The sequence below is a fragment of the Ruegeria sp. AL11 genome, assembly GCF_056540865.1.
In genome coordinates this window covers 97,977-120,440 of record NZ_JBQFXO010000011.1, presented here as the reverse complement: position 1 = coordinate 120,440, position 22,464 = coordinate 97,977, and the positions used below count along the sequence as shown (strand labels likewise).

Annotated in this window: 24 protein-coding genes; 16 read left to right on the top strand and 8 right to left on the bottom strand. The window is 58.6% G+C overall.

Annotated elements, in window-relative coordinates:
• The first annotated feature begins 65 nt into the window (after positions 1–65).
• On the top strand, positions 66–1,850 hold the full coding sequence (locus ACR0IP_RS18075; protein ID WP_480527055.1) for a hypothetical protein: 1,785 nt from the start codon (positions 66–68) through the stop codon (positions 1,848–1,850).
• Positions 1,851–1,865: 15 nt separating this feature from the next.
• On the opposite strand, the gene ACR0IP_RS18070 is transcribed toward ACR0IP_RS18075, so the two are convergent.
• Complete coding sequence (locus tag ACR0IP_RS18070) at positions 1,866–2,990, bottom strand: beta-ketoacyl-ACP synthase III (RefSeq protein ID WP_170374699.1); 1,125 nt, start codon at positions 2,988–2,990, stop codon at positions 1,866–1,868.
• Between the two features lie 168 nt (positions 2,991–3,158).
• Here ACR0IP_RS18070 and ACR0IP_RS18065 point away from each other — a divergent pair, with 168 nt between their 5' ends.
• The 3 genes from ACR0IP_RS18065 to ACR0IP_RS18055 are packed head-to-tail and all read left to right on the top strand — an operon-like array spanning position 3,159 to position 7,713.
• Positions 3,159–3,626: a MarR family transcriptional regulator gene (locus ACR0IP_RS18065; protein WP_170374701.1), complete on the top strand. Its 468-nt coding sequence runs from the start codon at positions 3,159–3,161 to the stop codon at positions 3,624–3,626.
• Positions 3,623–4,660, top strand: coding sequence for an efflux RND transporter periplasmic adaptor subunit (locus ACR0IP_RS18060; RefSeq protein ID WP_480527054.1), 1,038 nt, complete (start codon positions 3,623–3,625; stop codon positions 4,658–4,660). The genes ACR0IP_RS18065 and ACR0IP_RS18060 overlap by 4 nt, the downstream gene beginning before the upstream one ends.
• A gap of 11 nt (positions 4,661–4,671) precedes the next feature.
• Entirely contained in the window at positions 4,672–7,713 is a 3,042-nt protein-coding gene (locus ACR0IP_RS18055; protein WP_480527053.1) for an efflux RND transporter permease subunit, read from the top strand.
• A gap of 55 nt (positions 7,714–7,768) precedes the next feature.
• Here ACR0IP_RS18055 and carB read toward each other — a convergent pair whose 3' ends face one another.
• Entirely contained in the window at positions 7,769–11,113 is a 3,345-nt protein-coding gene (carB, locus tag ACR0IP_RS18050; RefSeq protein WP_480527052.1) for a carbamoyl-phosphate synthase large subunit, read from the bottom strand.
• Positions 11,114–11,290: 177 nt separating this feature from the next.
• On the opposite strand from carB, the gene ACR0IP_RS18045 reads away from it, so the two are divergent.
• From ACR0IP_RS18045 to aspS, 4 genes are all read left to right on the top strand, one after another.
• Entirely contained in the window at positions 11,291–12,418 is a 1,128-nt protein-coding gene (locus ACR0IP_RS18045) for an aminodeoxychorismate synthase component I (RefSeq protein WP_480527050.1), read from the top strand.
• Positions 12,373–13,017, top strand: coding sequence for an aminotransferase class IV family protein (locus ACR0IP_RS18040; protein ID WP_170374719.1), 645 nt, complete (start codon positions 12,373–12,375; stop codon positions 13,015–13,017). Before ACR0IP_RS18045 ends, ACR0IP_RS18040 begins: the two co-directional genes overlap by 46 nt.
• Positions 13,014–13,685, top strand: a complete 672-nt coding sequence (locus tag ACR0IP_RS18035) for a CPBP family intramembrane glutamic endopeptidase (protein ID WP_170689270.1) — start codon at positions 13,014–13,016, stop codon at positions 13,683–13,685. Before ACR0IP_RS18040 ends, ACR0IP_RS18035 begins: the two co-directional genes overlap by 4 nt.
• A 77-nt stretch (positions 13,686–13,762) precedes the next feature.
• Positions 13,763–15,538 (top strand): aspartate--tRNA ligase, encoded by a 1,776-nt coding sequence (gene aspS, locus ACR0IP_RS18030; protein WP_480527047.1) that lies wholly within the window; start codon positions 13,763–13,765, stop codon positions 15,536–15,538.
• A 327-nt stretch (positions 15,539–15,865) separates the two neighbouring features.
• On the opposite strand, the gene ACR0IP_RS18025 is transcribed toward aspS, so the two are convergent.
• Entirely contained in the window at positions 15,866–16,582 is a 717-nt protein-coding gene (locus ACR0IP_RS18025) for a response regulator (RefSeq protein ID WP_170374726.1), read from the bottom strand.
• 135 nt (positions 16,583–16,717) lie between these two features.
• Between ACR0IP_RS18025 and mce the strand changes: the two genes are divergently transcribed.
• The gene (mce, locus tag ACR0IP_RS18020; protein WP_170374728.1) at positions 16,718–17,122 is read left to right on the top strand and encodes a methylmalonyl-CoA epimerase; all 405 of its coding nucleotides are present in this window, start codon (positions 16,718–16,720) and stop codon (positions 17,120–17,122) included.
• A gap of 21 nt (positions 17,123–17,143) precedes the next feature.
• The gene (locus tag ACR0IP_RS18015; protein ID WP_170374730.1) at positions 17,144–17,416 is read left to right on the top strand and encodes a DUF1467 family protein; all 273 of its coding nucleotides are present in this window, start codon (positions 17,144–17,146) and stop codon (positions 17,414–17,416) included.
• A gap of 2 nt (positions 17,417–17,418) precedes the next feature.
• Here the strand turns inward: ACR0IP_RS18015 and ACR0IP_RS18010 are convergent, their stop codons facing one another.
• The 3 genes from ACR0IP_RS18010 to ACR0IP_RS18000 form a co-directional block, all read right to left on the bottom strand.
• Positions 17,419–18,111, bottom strand: coding sequence for an EI24 domain-containing protein (locus ACR0IP_RS18010; RefSeq protein WP_170374731.1), 693 nt, complete (start codon positions 18,109–18,111; stop codon positions 17,419–17,421).
• Positions 18,108–18,686, bottom strand: coding sequence for a nitroreductase family protein (locus ACR0IP_RS18005; RefSeq protein ID WP_170374734.1), 579 nt, complete (start codon positions 18,684–18,686; stop codon positions 18,108–18,110). Before ACR0IP_RS18005 ends, ACR0IP_RS18010 begins: the two co-directional genes overlap by 4 nt.
• Before the next feature lie 187 nt (positions 18,687–18,873).
• Positions 18,874–19,113 carry a hypothetical protein gene (locus ACR0IP_RS18000; protein WP_170375333.1) on the bottom strand — a complete coding sequence of 80 codons (240 nt, stop codon included), beginning with the start codon at positions 19,111–19,113 and terminating at the stop codon, positions 18,874–18,876.
• A gap of 120 nt (positions 19,114–19,233) precedes the next feature.
• Between ACR0IP_RS18000 and ACR0IP_RS17995 the strand changes: the two genes are divergently transcribed.
• From ACR0IP_RS17995 to ACR0IP_RS17980, 4 genes are all read left to right on the top strand, one after another.
• Positions 19,234–19,935 (top strand): M48 family metallopeptidase, encoded by a 702-nt coding sequence (locus ACR0IP_RS17995; protein WP_170374736.1) that lies wholly within the window; start codon positions 19,234–19,236, stop codon positions 19,933–19,935.
• Positions 19,932–20,300 carry a YigZ family protein gene (locus tag ACR0IP_RS17990; RefSeq protein ID WP_170460595.1) on the top strand — a complete coding sequence of 123 codons (369 nt, stop codon included), beginning with the start codon at positions 19,932–19,934 and terminating at the stop codon, positions 20,298–20,300. Before ACR0IP_RS17995 ends, ACR0IP_RS17990 begins: the two co-directional genes overlap by 4 nt.
• A 68-nt stretch (positions 20,301–20,368) precedes the next feature.
• The gene (locus tag ACR0IP_RS17985) at positions 20,369–20,620 is read left to right on the top strand and encodes a DUF6455 family protein (protein WP_170492215.1); all 252 of its coding nucleotides are present in this window, start codon (positions 20,369–20,371) and stop codon (positions 20,618–20,620) included.
• A gap of 14 nt (positions 20,621–20,634) precedes the next feature.
• Positions 20,635–20,904: a DUF6455 family protein gene (locus ACR0IP_RS17980; RefSeq protein WP_170468240.1), complete on the top strand. Its 270-nt coding sequence runs from the start codon at positions 20,635–20,637 to the stop codon at positions 20,902–20,904.
• A 23-nt stretch (positions 20,905–20,927) separates the two neighbouring features.
• Here the strand turns inward: ACR0IP_RS17980 and ACR0IP_RS17975 are convergent, their stop codons facing one another.
• Positions 20,928–21,170: a CDGSH iron-sulfur domain-containing protein gene (locus ACR0IP_RS17975; protein WP_170689272.1), complete on the bottom strand. Its 243-nt coding sequence runs from the start codon at positions 21,168–21,170 to the stop codon at positions 20,928–20,930.
• 229 nt (positions 21,171–21,399) lie between these two features.
• On the opposite strand from ACR0IP_RS17975, the gene ACR0IP_RS17970 reads away from it, so the two are divergent.
• Complete coding sequence (locus tag ACR0IP_RS17970; RefSeq protein ID WP_425085163.1) at positions 21,400–21,585, top strand: hypothetical protein; 186 nt, start codon at positions 21,400–21,402, stop codon at positions 21,583–21,585.
• A gap of 76 nt (positions 21,586–21,661) precedes the next feature.
• On the top strand, positions 21,662–22,081 hold the full coding sequence (locus ACR0IP_RS17965; protein ID WP_480527042.1) for a diacylglycerol kinase: 420 nt from the start codon (positions 21,662–21,664) through the stop codon (positions 22,079–22,081).
• Between the two features lie 36 nt (positions 22,082–22,117).
• On the opposite strand, the gene ACR0IP_RS17960 is transcribed toward ACR0IP_RS17965, so the two are convergent.
• Positions 22,118–22,441, bottom strand: coding sequence for a hypothetical protein (locus ACR0IP_RS17960; RefSeq protein WP_170680414.1), 324 nt, complete (start codon positions 22,439–22,441; stop codon positions 22,118–22,120).
• Between the last annotated feature and the right edge of the window lie 23 nt (positions 22,442–22,464).

Below are 22,464 nucleotides of genomic sequence, written 5' to 3'. Positions count from 1 at the left end.
TTGCCGCAAGCCTGTGACAGAAGCGAAGCTGGATTTTTTGGCGAAACAGCGCAGAGCATTCTTTCATGAACGGTTTCCCACGACCCTATAGGGTTCAGGACGACGGGATTGTCTGGCGCCTTCTTGTCGCGGTCTGTGTCATTCTGTCAATGTTGACGGCGCTAAGCCATTATGAGGGCCGATCAGATGACGTGCTGCGCTGGGTGGTGGTTAGCGACCTGCTGAACGGGCAGGGGTGGCTCGACCTGTATCAGCATAGGCTGGGTCCCAACGACGGTACGCTTATGCACTGGTCGCGGCTGGTTGATGCGCCGATCGCAGCGCTCTACTTGTTGTTCAGCCTTGTCTTGTCCGAGCCTGCTGCGCTTCACGTCACAGCGATTGTCTGGCCGTCTATTTTGGTGATGGCGACCCTATGGGCCCTTGTCGTGACAGCGGGAGCGTTGGGTGGGCGTCAGGGGGCAATCTCGGCGCTGATCTTTGGCGCTTTGGCTTTGGAAGGCACAAAGAAATACACCTACTTCTCGTTCGATCATCACGGCTTGCAGATCATGCTGTACGTCTTTTCAGTGATGTTCTTTGTGGAGCGGAAAACCCGATTGAGAGCAAGCATCTGGCTTGGCGTTTTTCTTGCGCTGTCGATGTCGATAGGCGCTGAATCGCTGATGCATCTGGGACTGATTGGGGCTTTCTTCGCCGTTGACTGGGTATTGTTGGGCGAACAGGCTCGTACGCGCCTGATGGCCTTTGGAGCTGCGCTTGCAGTCACGCTTTTGGCGGTGAGCGTTGCAACCACCTCAGCCGACAGCTTCTTCTTTCCCGGATGTGATGCTCTGACGCTTAGCGTCGCTTTGCCTGCTGGGCTTGCAGGACTTGGGCTGTTGGGACTCGGGGCCGTTGCGTCGGCATGGTCGCTATGGGCGCGCGCAGTCTCATTGCTGTCCCTTGGAGTTCTGGCCCTGGGTTTCGCATATGTGTTTGCACCGTACTGCCTGCAAAATCCCATCAGTCAGATGTCGCAACCCATGCAAGAATTCTGGCTGAGCCAGATCAGCGAGGCGCAAGCACCTTTTGCGACCTTGTCGCGCCATACGGGGCAAAAGATCGCTTTGTTTGGGGTATCCGTTTTTACGATTCTTGCTGGGCTATATTTGTCGCGCGCCCGTGACACGCGGATTGATTATCTTCTGTTGGTTTTCCTTATGAGTGCCAGTCTAACGCTCTTTTTGTACCAATCCCGGATGAGCGCGTTTCTAGCCATTTCACTCATAGTGGTTCAGGCGCAGGTGCTTGGCGCCATGTTCCTGAAGTATAAAGCGCAGAGGAGTCGTTTCTGGGGGGTCCTGATGATGGTGTTTTTCATCTTCATGCTGCCCAAGACCGGAACGACCATCGAACGGTTCTATGTTTCTCTTAGGCAACCCACGACCGAGAACAGCGCGGCCGGGCCGCAAGTGTTCTCGAAGTCTTGCAATACCCAGGAGGCCTACGACCCGCTAAATGATCTGCCTTCGGGGTTGAGTGTGACCGGCTTTAACTTCGCGGCAAACATCCTGCGTTTCACGCATCATTCGGTGCTTGGCGGTAATTATCACCGCAATGAGGCGGGAAACCTGGCACAGATTGATCTTTTCCGGTCGGACCCGGCTGAGACGGGCCAGCGCCTTGCCTACCTGGGTGTGGACTACGTGTTGATCTGCAAGCACGCGTCTCGCGCGGCCTACTGGAATTCCGTTTCGGAAGGCGAGGGGTTGCCTTCGGCATTCCTAGCTGGGCGTTTGCCGAACAATGTTCACGAACTTCAGCGGCCGAAACACGAAGCCTTCCGCGTGTTCCAGGTAATGCGATAGCATAGTCCGCTTGGATCAGGATTTCCGTTTCACAATTACGGACCCCACCGAATACCCCGCCCCGAACGAGCAGATCAGCCCGATATCCCCGTCCTCAAGATCGTCCGAGTATTTGGAGAAGGCGATAATCGACCCGGCTGAGGACGTGTTTGCATAGTCCTGTAGGATGTTGGGTTGCTCACCCGCCTCGGGCACACGTCCAAGGACCTTCTTACCGATGAAATCGTTCATGGTTTTGTTGGCCTGATGCAGCCACAGGCGTGTCAGGTCGTCGCTGCCGATGCCCTCGGCCTCCATGTGGTCGCTGATATGCTGGCTGACCATGGGCAGCACTTCCTTGAAGACCTTGCGCCCGTTCTGCATGAACTGCATGTCGCGCCGGTCGATCATCCCATCAGGGCGCGAGCGGCGCAGAAAGCCGTTATTGTTGCGGATATTGTTCGAGAAACTCGTGGCGCATCGGGTCGAAAGGACCTCAAAATGCGGGCCTTGCGCGTCTTCGATGCGTTCGATCAGGGTGGCCGTGGCCACGTCGCCGAAGATGAAATGACAATCCCGGTCGCGCCATTCCAGATGGCCCGAGCAGATTTCGGGATTCACGACCAATGCGGACCGAACCGAACCCGAGCGCACCATATCCGCCGCCGCCTGAATGCCAAACGTGGCCGAGGAACAGGCGACATTCATGTCAAACCCAAAACCCTTGATGCCCAGAACCTGCTGTATCTCGATGGCAATGGCCGGGTAGGCCCGTTCGTGGTTCGAGGCCGCGCAGATCACCAGATCGACATCTGCCGCCGTCCGACCAGCCTGCGCCAGTGCTTTGTGGCAGGCATCCACCGCCATTTCGGTCATGATCCCCGGCTCGTCATCGCTGCGCTGGCGCAAAGCGGGGTGCATGGTGTCGGGGTCCAACACGCCGGATTTATCCATCACATAGCGGTTTTCGATGCCGGACGCCTTGACGATGAACTCCTCGGACGAATGCTGCATCGGCTCCATCTCCCCGGCTTCGATGGCCTGGGCGTTCTCTGCATTCACCTTGTCGGCATAGGCGTTGAAGGCTTGCACCAGCTCGGCATTGGTGATGACGTTTTTGGGCGTGAAAACGCCTGTACCGGTGATTGCAGGGATATACATGGCAAGTCCTGAACGTTTTGGGTTTGCTCAAAATGCAGTCACAGGGGCATTTGATCAAGTCTTGGTTACCCGAGGGAAGCTAGGCCGGAGGGTGATTCTCCACTTCAGTTATTGAATAGTTCACAATTTGAAGTATATGACCTGCAACGACGTCTCGGAGTCTCCTCAATGTCAGACAGTATCAGCGACAGGCTTGGCCGCCTGAGCCCTGAAATTCAGGCCATCATGGGCGTCTATGCCCTCTACTGGAAACTCGAAGAGACCTTCGACACCATCGAAACAGACCTGAGCCACCCGGAATGCCACATGCTGATCAAGCTGGATGAACCCAAGCGAATGGGTGTTCTGGCGGCTGACATGCTGAGCGTACCCTCCACCATTACGGCCACTGCGGATACTCTGGAAGAAGCTGGCTATCTGGCACGCCAGCGCGATCCCAACGATCGCCGTGCCTGGCTGCTGGTGCTGACCGAACAAGGCGAGAGCGCGCGTGACATGTTGGTGTCAGCAGCCGGAGATCTGTTTCACAAGGCCTCTGGCCTGAATGCAGAAGAAACAGCCGAGTTCGCCCGGATGGCGAGCAAGATCCGTGACAACGTACTGAAAACGGGAATTCCCGAGGGATTGAAAAAATGAAACAGCTGACTTCTCTGGGCCTTCTGCTGGCCGTTTTGGCGACGCCGCTTGTCGCGCAAGAGACCGCGAAACCGGTTAAATTGATGCAGGTTCAGGAAACGGCTCCGGGTTTCACTCGTCAGTTTTTCGGCCGCGTTGCTGCGCGTCAGACCGTTGATTTGGCCTTTCAGGTTCCGGGGCAGATTGTCGAGATGCCTGTCACCGAAGGGTTTGTCATCCCGAAGGACGGCCTGATCGCCCGTCTGGATCAAGAGCCATTTGAACTCAGGCTGGATCGCGCCCGTCTGCAGAAAGAACAGGCCGACCGAACCGTCGCGCGCCTGTCGCGGTTGCGCGGCACTACGGCCAGCCAAGTGGCAGTCGATGATTCCGAAACCGAAGCGCAACTGGCCGCTATCGCTGTACGCGACGCGGAATACGAACTGGAACACGCGACACTGACGGCCCCGTTCGACGCGCTCGTGTCAAGCCGCGCAGTTGAGGCCTTTACCACCGTGTCGGCGGGGACGCCGATCGTGCGTATTCACGATATGTCGGAACTGCGGATCGAGGTGGACGTCCCCGAGATCCTGTTCCAACGCTCGGGTCAGCAGGATGACATCACGATCACCGCCAAATTTCCCGTAAGCGATGAAGTCTTCCCGCTGGAAATCCGTGAGTTCGACGCCGAGACTTCGAGTGTTGGACAGACATTCCGTATTCAGTTCGGTCTGACCCCGCCTGAGGGGCTGCAGATTCTGCCCGGTTCGTCCGTGTCGGTGAACGTGCATGTCAGGGATGGCCGCACGGGAATCGTTCTACCGGCATCAGCCATCGTCGCTGGCGCGGATAGCGCGCTGGGCGTGATGGTCTTTTCTCCGGTTGGCGCAAATGAGGGCACGGTACGCCTTGCACCCGTAACCATCGAACCAACGCAGACCGGTGAAGTCCGTGTTCTGACTGGCTTGTCAGACGGCGATGAGGTTGTTGTCGCGGGCGGTTCGGCTTTGACGGACGGCCAGGTCGTGCGCCGTTTCACCGGCTTCTCGAACTAAGGGGCGGGCTGATGAGAATTGCACGCGCATCTATCGACCGGCCACTTTACACGTGGCTGATCATCCTGATCGCCCTGTTTGGCGGCATATGGGGCTTCCTTTCCCTGGGGCGCCTAGAGGACCCGGCTTTCACAATCAAAAACGCGGTCATCGTCACGCAATACCCCGGCGCAACGGCCGAGCAAGTGGCGCTGGAAGTCTCTGAGCCTCTGGAATCGGCGATCCAGCAAATGGGTGAGGTGGATACGATCACCTCGTTGAATCAGCCGGGGCAGTCTCTGATCGAGGTTGAGATTAAATCCACCTACGACGGCAGCGAGTTGCCCGCAATCTGGACCCGCCTGCGCGCCAAGGTGCGTGACGCGGCGCGGGGCCTGCCATCCGGTGTAAATCAGCCCTACGTCAATGATGGTTTCGGCGACGTGTTCGGCCTGTTCTATGCAGTCACGGCCGAAGGCTTTTCGGACGCGGAAAAGCACGAACTGGCGACGTTTCTCAGGCGTGAGTTGTTGACCGTCGACGGCGTTGCTGATGTCGAGGTGCAGGGCCTGCCGCAAGAAGCGATCTTCATCGAACCGGATCTGTCTATCTCGGTGAATCAGAATGTCCCCATCCAAGCCATCAACGAGGCGATTGCCAACGCGGATTCGGTCAACTCCTCCGGCTCTGTTCGGTCCGAGAACGACCGCACCACTATTCTGACAGCTGAAGGGTCGGATAGTGTATCTGCTATCGCCGGGTTGTCGGTCGGTTCGCAAGGGCAGGTAATCAACCTGTTTGACATGTCCAACGTTTACCGCGCCCGTCAAACTGATCCGGATATCATGATCCGCTTCGATGGGACCGAGGCCTTTACGCTGGGCATTGCCGGCTTGGCCGCCGAGAACATCGTCGAAGTTGGCAAGCGCGCGGATGCAAAATTCGCGGAACTGGATACGCAAATCCCGTTTGGCGTGGAAATTCTGCCCATCTACCAGCAACACGTGGTGGTCGAGCAAGCCTCGAACGACTTTCTTGTGAACCTCGCCATGTCGGTGATCATTGTAGTCGCGGTTCTGGGCCTGTTTATGGGATGGCGCGCTGCCATTGTGGTCGGGACGACATTGCTGCTGACCGTGGTCGGGACACTGCTTTTCATGGCGCTGTTCTCGATTGAGATGGAGCGCATCTCGCTGGGTGCCCTGATCATTGCGATGGGGATGCTGGTGGACAATGCCATTGTGGTGGCCGAGGGCATGCAGATCGCGATGCTGCGCGGCAAGTCCTCGCGCGATGCGGCGGATGAAGTGGCGTCTAAAACGCAGATCCCACTGCTGGGCGCAACGGTCATCGGCATCATGGCCTTTGCGGGCATCGGTCTCAGCCCCGACGCGACCGGAGAGTTCCTGTTCTCGCTCTTTGCAGTTATCGGGATCTCATTGCTGCTCAGCTGGGTTCTGGCAATCACAGTAACACCGATGTTGGCGCATTACTTCTTCAAGCAGGGGAAAGAGGGTGAAGTTGACGCTTATGGCAGCCTTCTGTTCCGTGTCTATGGCGCGATCCTGCGCTGGGCGTTGCGGTTCCGCTGGCTCGTTGTGGCCGGGCTGATCGCTGTGACGGTGGCCTGCTATGCGGGCTTCGGCCTGATGAAGCAGCAATTCTTCCCGGACTCGAATACGCCGCTGTTCTTTGTCCACTACAAGCTGCCTCAGGGCACACCAATCTCGCGTACCTCTGCGGATATGGCAGTGGTAGAGGATTGGCTGGCCGAACGTGACGATGTGGTGTCCGTCACCACGTTTGTCGGGCAAGGCGCGACCCGCTTCATGCTGACCTATAGCGCTGAGGACCCAAACCCAAGCTACGGTCACATGATCATTCGGACGGAAACGCTGGAGGATATCCCAGCGCTGCAGGCCGAGCTTGAAGCCTTTGGGGTGGCTCAGTTCCCTGAAAGCGAGTTTCGCACCAAACGTCTGGTCTTCGGTCCGGGGGGAGGCACGCCGATTCAAGCTCGCTTCTCGGGTAGCGACCCGGCCGTGCTGAGGCAGTTGGCGGACGAAGCGGTTCAACGTATGGCGGCTGCCACGCCGAACGCGCTCAACGTCCATCATGACTGGCGCGAAAAAGAGCTGGCGGTGCAACCGATCTACGCAACTGAACGCGCGCAGACAGCCGGTGTTTCGCGTGAAGATATTGCGGCCACGCTGCAATTCTCGACCGACGGCATCACCGGAGGCGTCCTGCGTGAGCGTGACCGCCTGATCCCGATCATTCTGCGCCGCCCGGCCGAGGGTGACTATTCGATCGTCGATCAGGTCGTGTATTCCGATCAGTCAGGCCAATTCGTGCCCATCGAACAGATGGTGGACGGGTTCGAATACCAGTTGCTCAACACCGAGGTCCACCGGCGCAACCGGGTTCTGACAATCACCGTTGGCGCGGATATCCCACCAGATGTGACCGCAGCGCAGGTGCATTCCGAGGTGCGCGCAACGATTGAAGAGATGGACCTGCCACCCGGCTATCGTATGGAATGGGGAGGTGAGTTCGAGGACTCGGGCGATGCCCAGGAAAGCCTTGGCAGGCAATTGCCACTGAGCCTTTTGATCATGGTGCTGATCTCGGTGCTGTTGTTCAATGCGATCCGCCAGCCGGTCATCATTTGGCTTTTGGTGCCCATGTCGGTGAACGGTGTGGTCATCGGTTTGCTGGGCACCGGACTGCCGTTCACCTTTACGGCGCTTCTGGGTCTGCTCAGCCTGTCGGGCATGCTGATCAAGAATGGCATCGTTCTGGTCGAAGAGATTGATCTGGTCCGAGCAACGGGCAAACCCCTGCAGGAGTCGATCATCGAAGCATCCGTATCGCGTCTGCGGCCGGTCATGCTGGCTGCGATTACAACGATCCTTGGGATGGCCCCGCTGCTGACCGACGCGTTCTTTGTCTCGATGGCGGTCACCATCATGGGCGGATTGGCTTTTGCCACGGTCCTGACCATGGTCGCGGCCCCGGTCTTCTATATGCTGTTTTTTCAGCGAGATGAGAAACGACAAGCGGTTACCGCTTGAATGAAAAACCCCCGGTCAAAGACCGGGGGTTTTGCTTTTTCCTTGGTGCTGCACGTCAGCCCTGCAGCGATTTCACTTCAACATCACCTTCGGCTTGTGCCTTGATCGCCAACGCTGCTGCGTAGCTGGCGGCGGCGGTGGTGAAATAGGGGATCTTGTCATACAGAGCGATTGAGCGGATCGACCGGCTGTCTTCCACCGCCTGTGCGCCTTCGGTCGAGTTCATCACTAGCTGAACACCGCCGTCTTTCATCAGGTCAGTCACATCGGGGCGTCCCTCATAGACCTTGTTGACCACTTCGCAAGGTACGCCCTGCGCGTCCAGCCAGGTTTGCGTGCCGCGTGTAGCGACCAGTTCGAAGCTCTGATCGACTAGAACGCGCGCGGCCTCCAACATATCCGGCCCTTTGTCTGCATCCTTGATCGAGATGAATGCGCGGCCGGATGAGGGCAGCACCATGCCAGCGCCTATCTGTGCCTTCAGGAATGCGCGCGGGAAGTCGCGATCCCAGCCCATGACCTCACCGGTCGAGCGCATTTCCGGGCCCAGAATGGTGTCGACGCCGGGGAAGCGGGCGAAGGGCAGCACGGCCTCTTTCACCGAGAACCACGGCATGTCGGGGTCGGCCAGCGTCATCTGGTCGGCGATCTTGCTGTCATCGACTGTCTTGTAGGGCGGGCGTTTCGGGAAGTCCGCCAGTTTCTCACCGGCCATCACACGCGCCGCGATGGACGCAATCGCGCTGTCGGTGGCCTTGGCGACGAAGGGTACGGTACGCGAGGCGCGGGGGTTTACTTCGATCAGGTAAATCTCACCATCCTTGATCGCAAACTGGACGTTCATCAGGCCGACCACGTTTAACGCCTTGGCCAGTTTAAACGCTTGTTCCTTGATCTGCTCGATGATCTCTTTCGACAGTGAATAGGGCGGCAGTGAGCAGGCCGAGTCGCCCGAGTGAACGCCTGCCTCTTCGATATGCTGCATAATGCCTGCAACGTGAACATCGGTGCCATCGCACAGAGCGTCCACGTCCAGCTCAACCGCACCGGCCAGATAGCTGTCCAGCAGAACCGGGCTGTCGCCCGAGACCACAACAGCCTCGTTGATGTAGCGCCGCAGCTGATCCATATCGCGCACGATCTCCATCGCACGACCGCCCAGAACGTAAGAAGGGCGGATCACCAGCGGGAAGCCGATTTCCTCTGCGATCTCAAGCGCTTGTTCATCGGTCGAAGCGATGCCGTTTTTCGGCTGCTTCAGGCCCAGCTCGTTGACCAGCGCCTGGAAGCGTTCACGGTCTTCAGCTAGGTCGATCGCGTCGGGCGTGGTGCCGAGGATCGGAATGCCTTCGGCCTCAAGCGCGTTCGCCAGTTTCAGCGGAGTCTGGCCGCCGAACTGGACGATGACGCCGTGCAGCGTGCCGTTTTCCTGCTCTTTCGTCAGGATTTCCATGACGTGCTCAAAAGTCAGCGGCTCAAAATACAGACGATCCGAGGTGTCATAGTCGGTCGAGACCGTCTCGGGGTTGCAGTTGACCATGATGGTCTCATAACCCGCGTCGGTCAGCGCAAAGCAGGCGTGACAGCAGCAATAGTCGAACTCGATGCCCTGACCGATCCGGTTCGGACCACCGCCAAGGATGACGACCTTTTTACGGTCACTTGGGCGCGCCTCACACTCAACTTCACCCATCATCGGAGCTTCGTAGGTCGAGTACATATAAGGTGTCTGCGCTTCGAATTCGGCGGCACAGGTGTCAATGCGTTTGAACACGGCCTTTACGCCCAGATTGCGGCGGGCGCGGCGGACGTTGTCTTCGTCACGGCCAGTCAGGTTGCCCAGACGTGCGTCGGTGAAGCCCAGCATTTTCAGTTTTCGGATGCCGTCCTCGGTGACCGGCAGGCCGTCTTTGCGGACCTGGCGCTCGGCCTCGATGATCTCGCGGATGCGGGCCAGGAACCAAGGGTCGAATTTGGTGACACCGAAAATCTCATCATCGGAAAGACCGTGACGCATCGCTTGCGCAATCGTGCGCAGACGGTCGGGAGTCTGCTGACTGATCGCTTTGATCACGGCAGCCTTGTCGTCCGCTTCTTCCCAAACACCTACATTCAGGCCGGAGATTTCGATTTCGTCAAAGCCGGTGAGGCCCGATTCCATTGAGGCCAGCGCCTTCTGCATCGATTCGTGGATCGTGCGGCCGATGGACATGGCCTCACCCACCGACTTCATCGCGGTGGTCAGGTAGGGCTCAGACCCCGGGAATTTCTCGAAGGCGAATTTCGGGATCTTTGTGACGACATAGTCAATGGTCGGCTCGAACGACGCGGGGGTGACCTTGGTGATGTCATTGTCCAGCTCGTCCAGCGTGTAGCCGACGGCCAGCTTCGCGGCGATCTTGGCAATCGGAAAACCGGTCGCTTTGGAGGCCAGAGCGGATGAGCGCGATACCCGCGGGTTCATCTCGATGACGACCATGCGGCCATCTTCAGGGTTGATCGCCCACTGTACGTTCGAGCCACCGGTCTCAACCCCGATCTCGCGCAGAACGGCAATCGAGCCGTTGCGCATGATCTGATATTCCTTGTCGGTCAGCGTCAGGGCAGGGGCCACGGTGATCGAGTCACCCGTATGCACGCCCATCGGATCAACGTTTTCAATCGAGCAGACGATGATGGCGTTGTCGGCGGTGTCGCGGACCACCTCCATCTCGTATTCTTTCCAGCCCAGCAGGCTTTCATCGACGAGGATCTGGTTCACCGGCGAGGCATCCATGCCCGAGCGGCAGAAATGGATGTAATCCTCGCGGTTATAGGCCACGCCGCCGCCGGTACCGCCAAGCGTAAAGGCAGGTCGGATGATGGCGGGCAGGCCGATTTCCTCCAGCTCGTCCAAGGCCATCTGAACACCGGCATCCAGATCGGTAGAACCGTCTTCACGCTTGGGCGCGGTCACGATGGTTGCCTTGGGGTTTTCAAGGCCCAACCGGTCCATCGCCTCGCGGAACAGAGCACGGTCTTCTGCCATTTCGATCGCGTCGCGTTTAGCGCCGATCATCTCGACGCCGAACTTGTTCAGCACGCCCATCTCTTCCAGCGCTAGCGAGGTGTTCAGGCCGGTTTGGCCACCCATGGTCGGCAGCAGGGCATCGGGGCGCTCTTTCTCGATGATCTTGGCGACCACTTCGGGGGTGATCGGCTCAATATACGTCGCGTCGGCCAGACCCGGATCGGTCATGATCGTCGCGGGGTTCGAGTTCACCAGAATGACCCGGTATCCTTCCTCACGCAGCGCCTTACAGGCCTGAGCGCCGGAATAGTCAAACTCGCAGGCTTGTCCGATAACAATGGGGCCCGCCCCGATGATCATGATCGACTTGATGTCGGTTCTTCTCGGCATGGCCTTGTTCCTTCGATTGTCAGCGAGTCAGGGCACCGCCCCAGCGCCCAAATTGTCCTGCGTTATAGGGACCGCGCGAAAAGGTGCAAGAGGTATCGGGAACAGAGGTGAAATTGCCGCTTTCCCCCCTTTCCCTTGGCAGAGTATTCTCTATATCGCGCATCACGGCTTATGAGGATGCACTTGCGTATTCGTTTTGATCAGGGACCTGCCGGTCCGGGAACCCGGTTCGACCGGCCATCCCACATCATCCGGGCGGATGCCGCGGACGAGGTGCCACAGGCGTTGGCGGCCCTCGATGACGCGCGCGCGGCGGGTAGTTGGCTGGCTGGTTATGCCAGCTATGAGCTGGGCTATGTGCTGGAACCTAAACTGCTTGGACTGCTGCCGAATGACCGCAAACTGCCGCTGCTGTGTTTCGGCGTCTATGACGCACCGGATCAAAGCGCGCTACCCAAAGCCGATGGCGGCGTATCCACGTTTCAGCCGCGTTGGGATGAGACCCGCTACAGTCAGGCCTTCAGGGCAGTGCATGATGCCATCGGGGCAGGGGATATCTATCAGGCGAACCTGACCTTCCCGATTGATCTGACGGTCGATGGAGAAAGCGCGGCGCTCTACGCGGCGCTGACATCCGGCCAACCGGTCGGCCATGGAGCGCTGGTTCAACAGGACGGTCTGCCGGACCTTCTTAGTCGCTCGCCCGAGCTTTTCTTCCGCACGGATGAAACCGGTCGAATCGAAACGCGGCCTATGAAGGGCACCCAACCGCGTTGCGAGGACATGGCCGAGGACGCCCGCCGTCGCAACTTCCTGTCCTGGGATGAGAAGAACCGAGCCGAGAACCTGATGATCGTTGACCTGCTGCGCAATGATATCAGCCGCGTGGCGCTCCCCGGTTCTGTTCATGTGCCCGAGTTGTTCAAGGTCGAAACCTATGCCACGGTGCATCAGATGGTCTCGCTGGTGCGAGCGCAGCTGCAGGTCGGGGCCGGGTTGTCCGATATCATGACGGCTCTGTTCCCTTGTGGTTCCATCACCGGCGCGCCCAAGATCCGTGCGATGGAGATCCTGTCCGAGTTGGAGCCCTGGGCGCGTGATATCTATTGCGGAACCATCGGCTGGGCCGCGCCGGATGGCCGGTCGGAATTCAACGTCGCCATCCGCACCCTGATGATGGACGATGGAAACGCCACCCTGAATGTCGGCGGCGGCGTGGTTTGGGACAGCACAGCCCCATCTGAATACGAGGAAGCCCTATGGAAAGCCCGCTTCGCCCACCAGTTGAGCCTGACTTCCGCCTGATCGAAACGCTGGGCTTTCACCTCGATCAGGGTTTCTTGCGGCGTGACAGGCATCTGAACCGCATGGCGCGCACGGCCAAGGACTTGGCGCTGCCCTTCGACCGCAACGCGGCGCTTGTGGTTTTGGCTGGCGTTGCCAGCGATGCCCCCTTGCGGTGTCGGTTGACCATGGATGTCGGCGGGGGCTTTGAGCTGACCACCGCCGCTTTGGCTCGCAATCCTGAGATCTGGCGGTTGGGGATTTCTCAGACCCGGCTGAACTCAGACGACATATGGTTGCAGCACAAAACCTCGCGCCGCGTGGTCTATGATACTGCGCGAGCCTCCCTGCCTGACGGCATTGATGAGGAGCTGTTCCTCAACGAGCGGGAGGAGCTGTGCGAAGGAACCATCACCAATCTGTTCATTGAAATGCCGGACGGGCGCAGGCTTACTCCTCCTGTGTCCTGCGGTCTTTTGCCGGGCATTCTGCGCGAGCAGCTTTTGGAGGAGGGTTGGGCCGAGGCCGTTCTAACAATGAATGATCTGAAGTCCGCCAAGGCGATATTCATGGGCAACTCTCTGCGCGGCCTAATCCCGGCCAAGCTGGTGGTGTTATGAGCAACGACAGCGCGTTGGACCACCGCCCTGTAGCGATGGGGCGCCTGCGGCTTGAATTCGGTGCGTTCTTCGTTGTGGTCCCTCTGCTGATTGCAGTCCTGTTCCCGCCCAACTGGATGTTCCCGGCCTTGTTCGCATTCACAGGGCTGGGCATTGTCCTGTTGCATGCCACACCGGGCTTCCAATGGGCCGAACTTCGCTACAATTGGGCAAACTGGTCGCTCCGCGAACTGGCTGCTTTCACGGCTGTTACAGCACTGTTCTGCACCGCGCTGATCCACCTGACCCGCCCGGACGCCGCCTTTTTCCTTTTGATACACCGGCCCGAGATGCTGGCCTTTATCTGGGTCGGCTATCCGCTCCTGTCTGCGCTACCGCAAGAGCTGTTGTTCCGCCCGCTGTTTTACCGCCGCTACCATGCGATCCTGCCTGACGGTCGCAAGGCTGACCTCCTGAACGCGGCCATCTTTTCCTTCGCCCATCTGATGTATTGGAGCTGGATTGTCGCCGTCATGACCTTTGTCGGCGGCCTGCTATTCAGCTGGGCCTATCACAAACGAGGGTCCTTCTTCTACGCGGTGCTGCTGCACGCGATTGCGGGGAATATCATCTTTGCCGTGGGTCTGGGCGTGTATTTCTATTCCGGCAACGTTCAAAGGCCGTTTTGACGGCGCGACCTGCCTTGACTTTCCACGCCTGACAGGGTGTATCGGCGCGACGAATTCTGCGCCCGAAGGGATATTCCATGCACGCCTATCGCAGCCACACCTGCGCCGCTCTGACCGCCGCCAATGTCGGTGAAACCGTCCGCCTGTCCGGTTGGGTGCATCGGGTCCGAGATCATGGCGGCGTGCTGTTCATCGACCTGCGCGACCATTTCGGTGTGACACAAGTTCTCTGCGATGGTGACAGCGCGGCTTTTGCCGAGCTTGAAAAAGTGCGCTCGGAATGGTGTATCCGCATCGACGGTACCGTCAAAGCGCGTGACGCCGATCTGGTGAACCCAAAACTGCCTACCGGCGAGATCGAGGTCTACGTGCGTGAGCTAGAGGTTCTGGGCGCTGCCGACGAGCTGCCGCTGATGGTGTTCGGTGATCAGGAATACCCCGAGGAAACCCGCCTGCGCTATCGCTACCTCGACCTGCGCCGCGAGGCGATGCAGCAGAACATGACCTTGCGCTCGGACGTTGTGGCCTCGATGCGTCGCCGCATGTGGGATCAGGGCTTCCGCGAGTACCAGACACCGATCATCACCGCCTCGTCGCCCGAAGGCGCCCGCGACTTCCTTGTGCCGTCGCGTCTGCATCCGGGCAAGTTCTATGCACTGCCGCAGGCCCCGCAGCAGTTCAAACAGCTGATCATGGTGTCTGGATTCGACAAGTATTTCCAGATCGCGCCGTGCTTCCGCGACGAAGACCCACGCGCTGATCGCTCGCCCACCGATTTCTACCAGCTCGACCTCGAGATGTCGTTTGTTGAACAGCAGGACGTGTTCGACACGATCCAGCCCGTTCTGACTGGCGTGTTCGAAGAGTTCGGTGGCGGCCGTAAGGTGGATCAGGACTGGCCGCAGATTTCCTATAAGGATGCGGCCCTGTGGTACGGTAGCGACAAGCCCGATCTGCGGAACCCTATTAAAATGCAAGTGGTCTCCGACCACTTCCGCGGGTCTGGCTTTGCGATTTTCGCGAAGCTGTTGGAGCAGGACGGCACTGAAATCCGCGCCATCCCAGCGCCGACGGGCGGTAGCCGCAAGTTCTGTGACCGTATGAACGCCTTTGCGCAGAAAGAGGGTCTGCCGGGGATGGGTTACATCTTCTGGCGCGATCAGGGCGAAGGGATGGAGGCCGCTGGCCCGCTTGCCAAGAACATCGGTCCCGAGCGCACCGAGGCGATCCGTCAGCAACTGGGTCTGGGCGTCGGCGATGCCGCGTTCTTCCTGGGTGGTAAGCCGAAGGCCTTTGAAAAGGTCGCCGGCAAGGCTCGCGACGTGATCGGCGATGAGCTGGGCCTGACCGAGAAAGATCGTTTCGCCTTTGCTTGGATCGTGGATTTCCCGATCTACGAGCAGGACGAGGAAACCGGCGAGATCGACTTTGAACACAACCCGTTCTCGATGCCGCAGGGCGGTATGGAAGCGCTGAACGGCAATCCTCTGGACGTGCGCGGCTATCAGTACGATCTGGCCTGTAACGGGTATGAGCTGGTCTCGGGCGCGATCCGGAACCACAAGCCGGAAATCATGCTGAAAGCTTTTGAGCTGGCAGGCTATGGTGAGGACGAAGTGAAATCCCGCTTTGGTGCCCTGTTCAACGCGTTCCACTACGGCGCGCCGCCACACGGTGGTTGTGCTGCGGGCATTGACCGGATCGTGATGCTGTTGGCTGATGAAGCCAACATCCGCGAGGTCATGATGTTCCCGATGAACCAGCGCGCTGAGGATCTGATGATGGATGCGCCGTCCGATCCGAGTTCGGATCAGTTGATGGAACTGGGGCTTCGCATCATCCCTCAGGACTAGACAACAACCGCCCGCTTCAAGCGGGCGGTTTGCTTTTGAGGGGGCGAAACCAAGCAATTGCTGCGTATCACCTGATCGGGCCGATCACTGGAGGCGAGAATGCGTGTGTATTTCCGGTCTGTCTCGCCACCTCAATCCCTGGATATGCCTGTGACGTTCTCTGGACATTGGTGTCATTTGATGATTCAGGTGAAACCCGAAACGCTTTAGTCCAGAGGATTGGCCACCCCGACCCGTTTCGCCCGGATGGCCCGAGCCGAGCTGCGAGCCTGTCGGTACATCCACAAACACAACAAAGATGCGGTGATGAAATAGGCGGTGATCAATTCAGATAGCCTCTTTCTGCTGCAATCTGTCTTGAACGATCCCGGCAACTTGCGCAGCGCGAGCGGTGATCGGCGTGCCTTCGGATCGGGATGCGGCAAGGTCCTTTGCCGCCTTGATTAGTACCAGATCATTGACCTCACGCGCGACGCTGCCGAGAAACTGGGCTGCATAGTCAAGCGTGCGGTGATCATTCGGACCGGCCAGCACATCGGCGATATGGGCCATGTCGTCCTGATAGGCGAGCGGGTCGGGGTGGATCTGCTCATCCCGGACCGCGTGTAGTTCGCTGGGGCGGCGGTCTTCGGGTAGCAGCTCGAGAATGGTTCTTTGAAAGAAGGCCATGGATTTGATTGGCTTGTCCAGAAATCCATCTGCACCAGCCTGCATCGCCTGTTCGCGGGTGCAGTCATCGCCGGACATGCCAAGGATCACGCCGATCCGAGGGGTGGCCTGCGTCAGTTCGGCAATCAGATCGGCGCCCGAGCCATCCGGCAGCCCCATATCCACGACGATGATCGAGGGGCGATAGATCTGCAGGTGACGCCGGGCCGATTTCAGGCAATCTGCACGCCGGATCCGCGCGCCGCTGTGCAAGCACATCAGGCGGATCACGTCGCAGGAGTATCGGCTGTCTTCGACAACCAGAATGGTCTGTCCCCGCAACGGCCGGGTCGCGGTTGGTGTGGCAATGGTGGTCAAGGGTCCCGAATCGTCCATGGCAGCTCTCCTATCCAGCAGATGTCTCACGCTAGGAACTTCTGGCTAACACAGGGTTAACGGGCAATTTGGCGCACTTGTTCTTTGCCCGGGCAGCCCCCATAACCCAAGCAATGCAGGACAGAGGAGACTATCATGATTGGACGCCTGAACCACGTCGCCATCGCCGTTCCGGACCTTGAGGCCGCATCAGATCAATACCGCAATGCGCTGGGCGCCAAGGTGGGTGCGCCTCAGGATGAACCCGATCATGGTGTGACGGTTGTCTTCATCGAACTGCCTAATACGAAGATCGAGCTTCTGTACCCGCTGGGTGATGACAGCCCGATCAACGGGTTTCTGGAAAAGAACCCCGCCGGAGGTATCCACCACGTTTGTTATGAGGTCGACGATATCATCGCAGCGCGTGACCACCTGAAGGAAACCGGCGCGCGTGTGCTTGGCTCGGGTGAGCCCAAGATCGGTGCCCATGGTAAACCGGTGCTGTTCCTACACCCCAAAGATTTCAACGGTTGCCTGGTCGAGTTGGAACAGGTGTAACGCCAGCCCGGAGGGCCTGACATGACTATCACTGCCGCTTTGGTTCTGTTTGCTGTCATCTGGTTCATGACGCTGCTGATCGTTCTGCCTATTCGTATCAAGACGCAGGGCGATCTGGGGGATATCGTTCCGGGCACCCATGCGGGTGCGCCGGAAGAGCATCACATGAAAAAGAAGATGTGGATTACCACCGGCATTTCGATCGTTCTATGGGCGATCATCGCCGGGATCATCCTATCAGGCGCGATTTCTGTGCGCGACTTCGACTGGTTGAACCAGTTGGAGCCGCGCTGACCTTAGGTGTCCGAAAGCTTGTGGTAGATATGGGTGAACGTAGCCGCCCCGAGGATCGGGATCACAAGGTTCACCAAAGGAACGGAAAGCGGGATTGCCATAAGCGTTCCTGCCGCCCAGATGGTGGTGGCGTGTTTGGCGCGTAGCTTGCGTGCCCCGTCACGGCCCAAACGGCGCATCGCCGCCAGTGCAAAGTACTCTCGGCCCAGCAGAAACCCGTTCATCGCCCAGAAAATGAAGGGGGCGAAGGGTGGGAAGATCGCGTAGAGGATCAGTGCCAGGATATTGGCCAGGATCAGAACGCCCAAAAAGCCCAACCCATCCATGACGGCCTCGGATATCGGTATCTTTGGAGCCTTGGGCAGGGTTGGATAATGCTCGTCCTCAACCGCCTGTGCCACGTCCTCGAGAAAGATCGAGGTGATGGCCGAGGCGACCGGCACCATCAGGAACACCGGCAACGCCAGCACCAGAAAAATGCCCGAGTAATTCAGCACGTCGTTCAACCAGGAAACCGTGCCAACAAATGGCAGTGAAATCTCGTTGCCGGATAGCGAATTGATGAACCAGATCGCGCCTGCGCAGGCGAGGATCAGCAAAAGAACCGTCAGCCCGATGCCCCGAAACAGGACAGAGCGGAATTTTGGGTCTCCGATCTGACCCAGCGCTGCAAAAAACGCGTTGAGGATGATCATTCCGCGACCCATTCCGTCAGGGCGGCAACATCAGGCCGTGGGCGCTCGGGCGGGGCGCTGCCTTCGGTGGCGATGTGAATCAGGCCTGCGACGCTTTCATTGTCGGCCAGCCCAAATGCCTTTTGGCAGAAGGTGTGGTCATGGGTCTGCCAGCCGGACAGCCAGTTGGCACCCCATCCTGCGGCCAATGCCGCGTTCAACAGCGCCAGACAGACCGCGCCCGCCGAATAGGTCTGTTCGATGGCGGGGATCTTCTCGGACGGTTTCTGAACCTCGATCACGGCCACCGCCAGATGTCCCAGATCAAACTGGCTGCGCGCCTTTGCGATGTCTTCGGGGCTTTTGCCCAAAGCGGTGCCGCAGTCCTCGGTCAGGCTGGCCAGACGCGCCATCGCGCCTTTTTCCAGCACAATGAACCGCCAAGGCTCAAGCTTGCCATGATCAGGGCTGCGCGCGGCTGCGATCAACAGCGGCAACAGCTCATCCCGCGTCGGAGCCGGGGCGATCAGCGATTTTGCAGGGCGAGAGCGGCGCACCTGCAGAAATTCCAGCGCGGCGGGGTTTTTCAGGGACATATGTTAACTTCCTTTACATCAGCGGTTTGTATTTTGGTTGCCACGGCTTGGGTTTCAAGGGGCGGGGCAAGTTCGCTGGGTCTTTTTCGCCCGGTCGATGCGGCCTGCGAAAAAGGGGTTTGAATGGCTACGTTTGCGATATCTAAGGCATCGGCGTGTCGCCGTCCACGCGCGCGCTATAGGAGCCTTATTCCTGCGTTTCGCGAATTTGATAGACGCCTTCGGGCAGGTCCAGCGCGGCTGCCAGATCACGTACCTGTTCAGGCGACAGTGTTATTTTCTGGACCTCACCGGTGCGGGGATCGAATTGCTCCAACGTTACACATTCCGCGAAGCTGTTGATGACGACGTCTTCGTTCAAAGGCTTGTCGCCTTCATCCACCAGAGTAATCACCGTCGAGTCGAATTCATGCTCAATCGAAAACATGAGATCAGAGTGCGCGCGACCGCCTCGCAATGCAAGTCGTTTGGGCACGATCCGGGTATGGTCGTGCCGTCATGCGCGCGCTATGTTCCCCTTAAGGCCTGACCGCTTGAAGGAAACCTGATGCGTCGACTCATTCTTCTGGTGATTGCACTGTTTCTGGCGGCATGCAGCGCGGAAACCCTGCGTGAGCAATCCGTCGCCGAGTGGGAGGCCTCGGACGCGCCCGTGACGGTTGAGACCTTCCGTGAGGTTAGCCAGGCAATCGGTGACGAAGCCCGCGCGCAATGTTTGCGTACCTCAAAAGGACAGAACTGCGACTTCCGAATTCTGGTGGACCTGAATCCCAAGGCCCCGGCTAATGCGTTTCAAACACTGGATGACAAAAACCAGCCAGTGATCATTTTTACCCGCTCGATGATCCAGTCTGCCCAGAACGCGGATGAGCTGGCCTTTGTCATGGGCCATGAGGCGGCGCATCACGTTCTGAGTCATATCGCCCGTCAAAGCGAAAACGCCAGCGCCAGTGCCGCGAAATTCGGAGACTTGGCGCGGCTTCGCGGTGGCAGCGACGCCGAGATTGAAGAGGCGCAGAAACTGGGTGCTAAAGTGGGTGTGCAGGCCTATGTCCAGACCTTTGAGCTTGAGGCCGATCAACTGGGTACAATCATTACCTATAATGCCGGATATAACCCCTTGGTCGGTGCCAAGTATTTCGACCGCATTCCGGATCCCGCTGACAAGTTCCTCAGCACACATCCGCCCAACGCGCAGCGCGTGCAGATCGTTCAGCAAACGGCCCGGCAGCTTGGATTGACCCAATGACGGATGTGCTGCGGATGGGGGTCGTCTTGACGGATCGGGGCTCGAAATACGCGGTGTCGGGCGCGCATGTCGAATCGCGGGCCGAGATTGACGCGGTGCTGGACGCGTTGCGTTCGGACAAAAGCTATGCCAAGGCCACGCATAATACATGGGCGGCGGTTTTGCCGACTGGCGGGCTAAAGGCCGATGATGGCGAAAGCGGCGCTGGCATGGTGATCTTACGTATGTTGGAGCGTGAAGGCCTGCGCAATCACGTGATCATCGTCACCCGCTGGTATGGCGGCAAGAAACTGGGCGGAGACCGCTTTCGTCGTGTTCAGGACGCCACGCGCGCCTATCTGGACCGGATCAGCGCCCCAATTTGACCTGAATCAAAGTCCTATGGTCCATGCTTGCTACCCTGTTTGCCAGCGCGACAGGGAAAGGACGCAACATGCCCAGCCTGAAATCACTGCGATTGCATGCCGGTTTGGTGGACGACATGGCAAACATGCTGGATGTCGATCTGGAGGAAGCCACTATCCGGGGCGATGTGTCCATGGACCAGCTTTCGGAGGCGGTACTGCGCTGCACCGATTGCCCCAATCCCGACAATTGCCAAACGCTGCTGGCTCAAGCATCGTCTCTAAGCCGGACCCCTGAATACTGCCGCAACAAAGACTTGCTGCATAAACTGATGCCCTAGCGCGGGTTGGTAGGATGCCGCATCTGGGAAACATCATGACCCACTTCCGTCTGGTCCTGCGCATGGGGCAGACAACCGGCGCAGACCTTGTTCATGCGCATCGGTCCGGCAAGCTTAGCCAAGAGGAATGGGCCGAGATGATCCAGTTCTGCCGGGGGTGCTCATCTGCGCAGGATTGCCCCGAATGGATGGATCGGCAGGCCGCGGGCACAGACGCACCGCAGACCTGTCCGAATCGGGCGAAATTTGCCGCGCTCAAGGCCGCGCAAACAGAACAGGCCTGAAGTCTCAGGACCTGAAATGCCTTTCAGAGCTTGGAATGCGACCCGTCGCACAGGGGTTGCTTGGACGTATGTTTACACCCACAGAAGAACACCTTTTTGCTGGCCTCAGCGGTGTATTTGACTGGCTCGAACGTGCTGCCTTTGTGGGAGCCATCGCAGAAAGGTTGCCGCTTAGACTGGCCGCAGGAGCACCAGAAATAGCTTTTCCCTTCTTCGACCTCGACGGGAATGGGCGAGTCTTGGGCGATGATCGGGGATTGAGACATTTGGCTACTCCGTCCTTTGGCTGATGTCTGAAAAAAGTCTAGGGTTATGTTTCGAAAAAGGTAGCCTGTCTTGGCGAGTAAGTCGCAAATTGCCGGTCATGCTGGCATGGAATCGCTGCGTTTCACGGTTTTGTGATTGATTCTGTTGCCAGATTGCTTGTCAGCCCGTATTCTGGTTGTGGCCCCGAAAATTGGGCAATATCAGCAAAGTAATAAAGGAATGATGGACATGAAACTGAAGTTTGCCGCCGTTGGTGCGTTTGCTCTGATCCTGACTGCTTGTGCGCAGCAGGAAGAACCGACCCCAGTATACGTTCAGCCGAGCTATGATAAAGCTGGCACACCAAGCTGCCCGGGCGGGTATCAGCTGGCAACAACCGAAGCAGGCCAGACTGTCTGTGACCCGATACAATAAAGGTTTTGCAGGCGGCCCCAATGCGGGCCGTCTGCACATCAAACGAAGTGGATGCCGCCCTTGGGGCGGTTTTTTCTTGCCCATTGCACTGCGCTTGCCAACCCTTCAGAACGGCACGAAAGCAATCGCCCGAGAACCCATGCTCAATTTCTTTTCCCGCCTAAAGGACCGCACCAAATGGAGCTGGCAAGGATTGGTCGCCACCTGGCGGGATGAGTATTCTTTTCGCGTCTGGGGCTATGCCAACCTGATCTCGGCGGTGCTTGCTGTGTGGCTGCCGATCAGCGGGGCCGAGCGTGCGTTGATCCTTGTCATGGGCGTCCTCGTGCTCGTGGCCGAGCTGTTCAACACGGCCATCGAGCGGGCGGTCGACTATACCTCGACCGACCATCATCCGCTGGCGGGACTGGCCAAAGATGCTGCGAGCGCAGCTGTTGCATTGACAGCGATTGCCGCTGGGATTGCCTGGGCCGTAGCGCTGATCGGCCTGATCTAGACCGCCTTAAGCTACGCTTGAAACGCCGTGGAGCGCTCAGCGAAACTTGCGATGTATCCTGTGGCGCAGACCAAATGATCTGTGTTTCAGATGCCGCGGCCTGTGATGCTTGAGAACCAGTTTACGACGCGGATGCAGGACACGCTTGCCCAGTTTGACCTTGTGTTTGAGGACCGGAGCCGCGTGATGCCGGTGAACAAAGTGTTTGCTGCGCGTGTAAATCACCAGCTTGTTGCCACCGACTGACAAGATCGTGACCGCGCCGCTATGCGCGTGCTGCGCCGCGACCGGAGGCGCCAGCATCATGGCCGCCACCGCCAGCAATTTGAAATGCGATGAAATCTTCGGAAACCGAAACATGAAACCCTCCAACCCGTGTCGAG

What these genes read in the sequence shown, in the direction of transcription:
- ACR0IP_RS17975 (WP_170689272.1), bottom strand. Translation starts at nt 21,170, where the DNA reads ATGTCTCAATCCCCGATCATCGCCCAAGACTCGCCCATTCCCGTCGAG.
- ACR0IP_RS17985 (WP_170492215.1), top strand. Translation starts at nt 20,369, where the DNA reads ATGCCCAGCCTGAAATCACTGCGATTGCATGCCGGTTTGGTGGACGAC.
- ACR0IP_RS18055 (WP_480527053.1), top strand. Translation starts at nt 4,672, where the DNA reads ATGAGAATTGCACGCGCATCTATCGACCGGCCACTTTACACGTGGCTG.
- ACR0IP_RS18045 (WP_480527050.1), top strand. Translation starts at nt 11,291, where the DNA reads ATGCACTTGCGTATTCGTTTTGATCAGGGACCTGCCGGTCCGGGAACC.
- ACR0IP_RS18040 (WP_170374719.1), top strand. Translation starts at nt 12,373, where the DNA reads ATGGAAAGCCCGCTTCGCCCACCAGTTGAGCCTGACTTCCGCCTGATC.
- ACR0IP_RS17960 (WP_170680414.1), bottom strand. Translation starts at nt 22,441, where the DNA reads ATGTTTCGGTTTCCGAAGATTTCATCGCATTTCAAATTGCTGGCGGTG.
- ACR0IP_RS17990 (WP_170460595.1), top strand. Translation starts at nt 19,932, where the DNA reads ATGACGGATGTGCTGCGGATGGGGGTCGTCTTGACGGATCGGGGCTCG.
- mce (WP_170374728.1), top strand. Translation starts at nt 16,718, where the DNA reads ATGATTGGACGCCTGAACCACGTCGCCATCGCCGTTCCGGACCTTGAG.
- ACR0IP_RS18035 (WP_170689270.1), top strand. Translation starts at nt 13,014, where the DNA reads ATGAGCAACGACAGCGCGTTGGACCACCGCCCTGTAGCGATGGGGCGC.
- ACR0IP_RS18060 (WP_480527054.1), top strand. Translation starts at nt 3,623, where the DNA reads ATGAAACAGCTGACTTCTCTGGGCCTTCTGCTGGCCGTTTTGGCGACG.
- ACR0IP_RS17980 (WP_170468240.1), top strand. Translation starts at nt 20,635, where the DNA reads ATGCCGCATCTGGGAAACATCATGACCCACTTCCGTCTGGTCCTGCGC.
- ACR0IP_RS18025 (WP_170374726.1), bottom strand. Translation starts at nt 16,582, where the DNA reads ATGGACGATTCGGGACCCTTGACCACCATTGCCACACCAACCGCGACC.
- ACR0IP_RS18015 (WP_170374730.1), top strand. Translation starts at nt 17,144, where the DNA reads ATGACTATCACTGCCGCTTTGGTTCTGTTTGCTGTCATCTGGTTCATG.
- ACR0IP_RS18010 (WP_170374731.1), bottom strand. Translation starts at nt 18,111, where the DNA reads ATGATCATCCTCAACGCGTTTTTTGCAGCGCTGGGTCAGATCGGAGAC.
- ACR0IP_RS18005 (WP_170374734.1), bottom strand. Translation starts at nt 18,686, where the DNA reads ATGTCCCTGAAAAACCCCGCCGCGCTGGAATTTCTGCAGGTGCGCCGC.
- ACR0IP_RS17995 (WP_170374736.1), top strand. Translation starts at nt 19,234, where the DNA reads ATGCGTCGACTCATTCTTCTGGTGATTGCACTGTTTCTGGCGGCATGC.
- ACR0IP_RS18065 (WP_170374701.1), top strand. Translation starts at nt 3,159, where the DNA reads ATGTCAGACAGTATCAGCGACAGGCTTGGCCGCCTGAGCCCTGAAATT.
- carB (WP_480527052.1), bottom strand. Translation starts at nt 11,113, where the DNA reads ATGCCGAGAAGAACCGACATCAAGTCGATCATGATCATCGGGGCGGGC.
- aspS (WP_480527047.1), top strand. Translation starts at nt 13,763, where the DNA reads ATGCACGCCTATCGCAGCCACACCTGCGCCGCTCTGACCGCCGCCAAT.
- ACR0IP_RS18000 (WP_170375333.1), bottom strand. Translation starts at nt 19,113, where the DNA reads ATGTTTTCGATTGAGCATGAATTCGACTCGACGGTGATTACTCTGGTG.
- ACR0IP_RS18070 (WP_170374699.1), bottom strand. Translation starts at nt 2,990, where the DNA reads ATGTATATCCCTGCAATCACCGGTACAGGCGTTTTCACGCCCAAAAAC.
- ACR0IP_RS17970 (WP_425085163.1), top strand. Translation starts at nt 21,400, where the DNA reads ATGAAACTGAAGTTTGCCGCCGTTGGTGCGTTTGCTCTGATCCTGACT.
- ACR0IP_RS18075 (WP_480527055.1), top strand. Translation starts at nt 66, where the DNA reads ATGAACGGTTTCCCACGACCCTATAGGGTTCAGGACGACGGGATTGTC.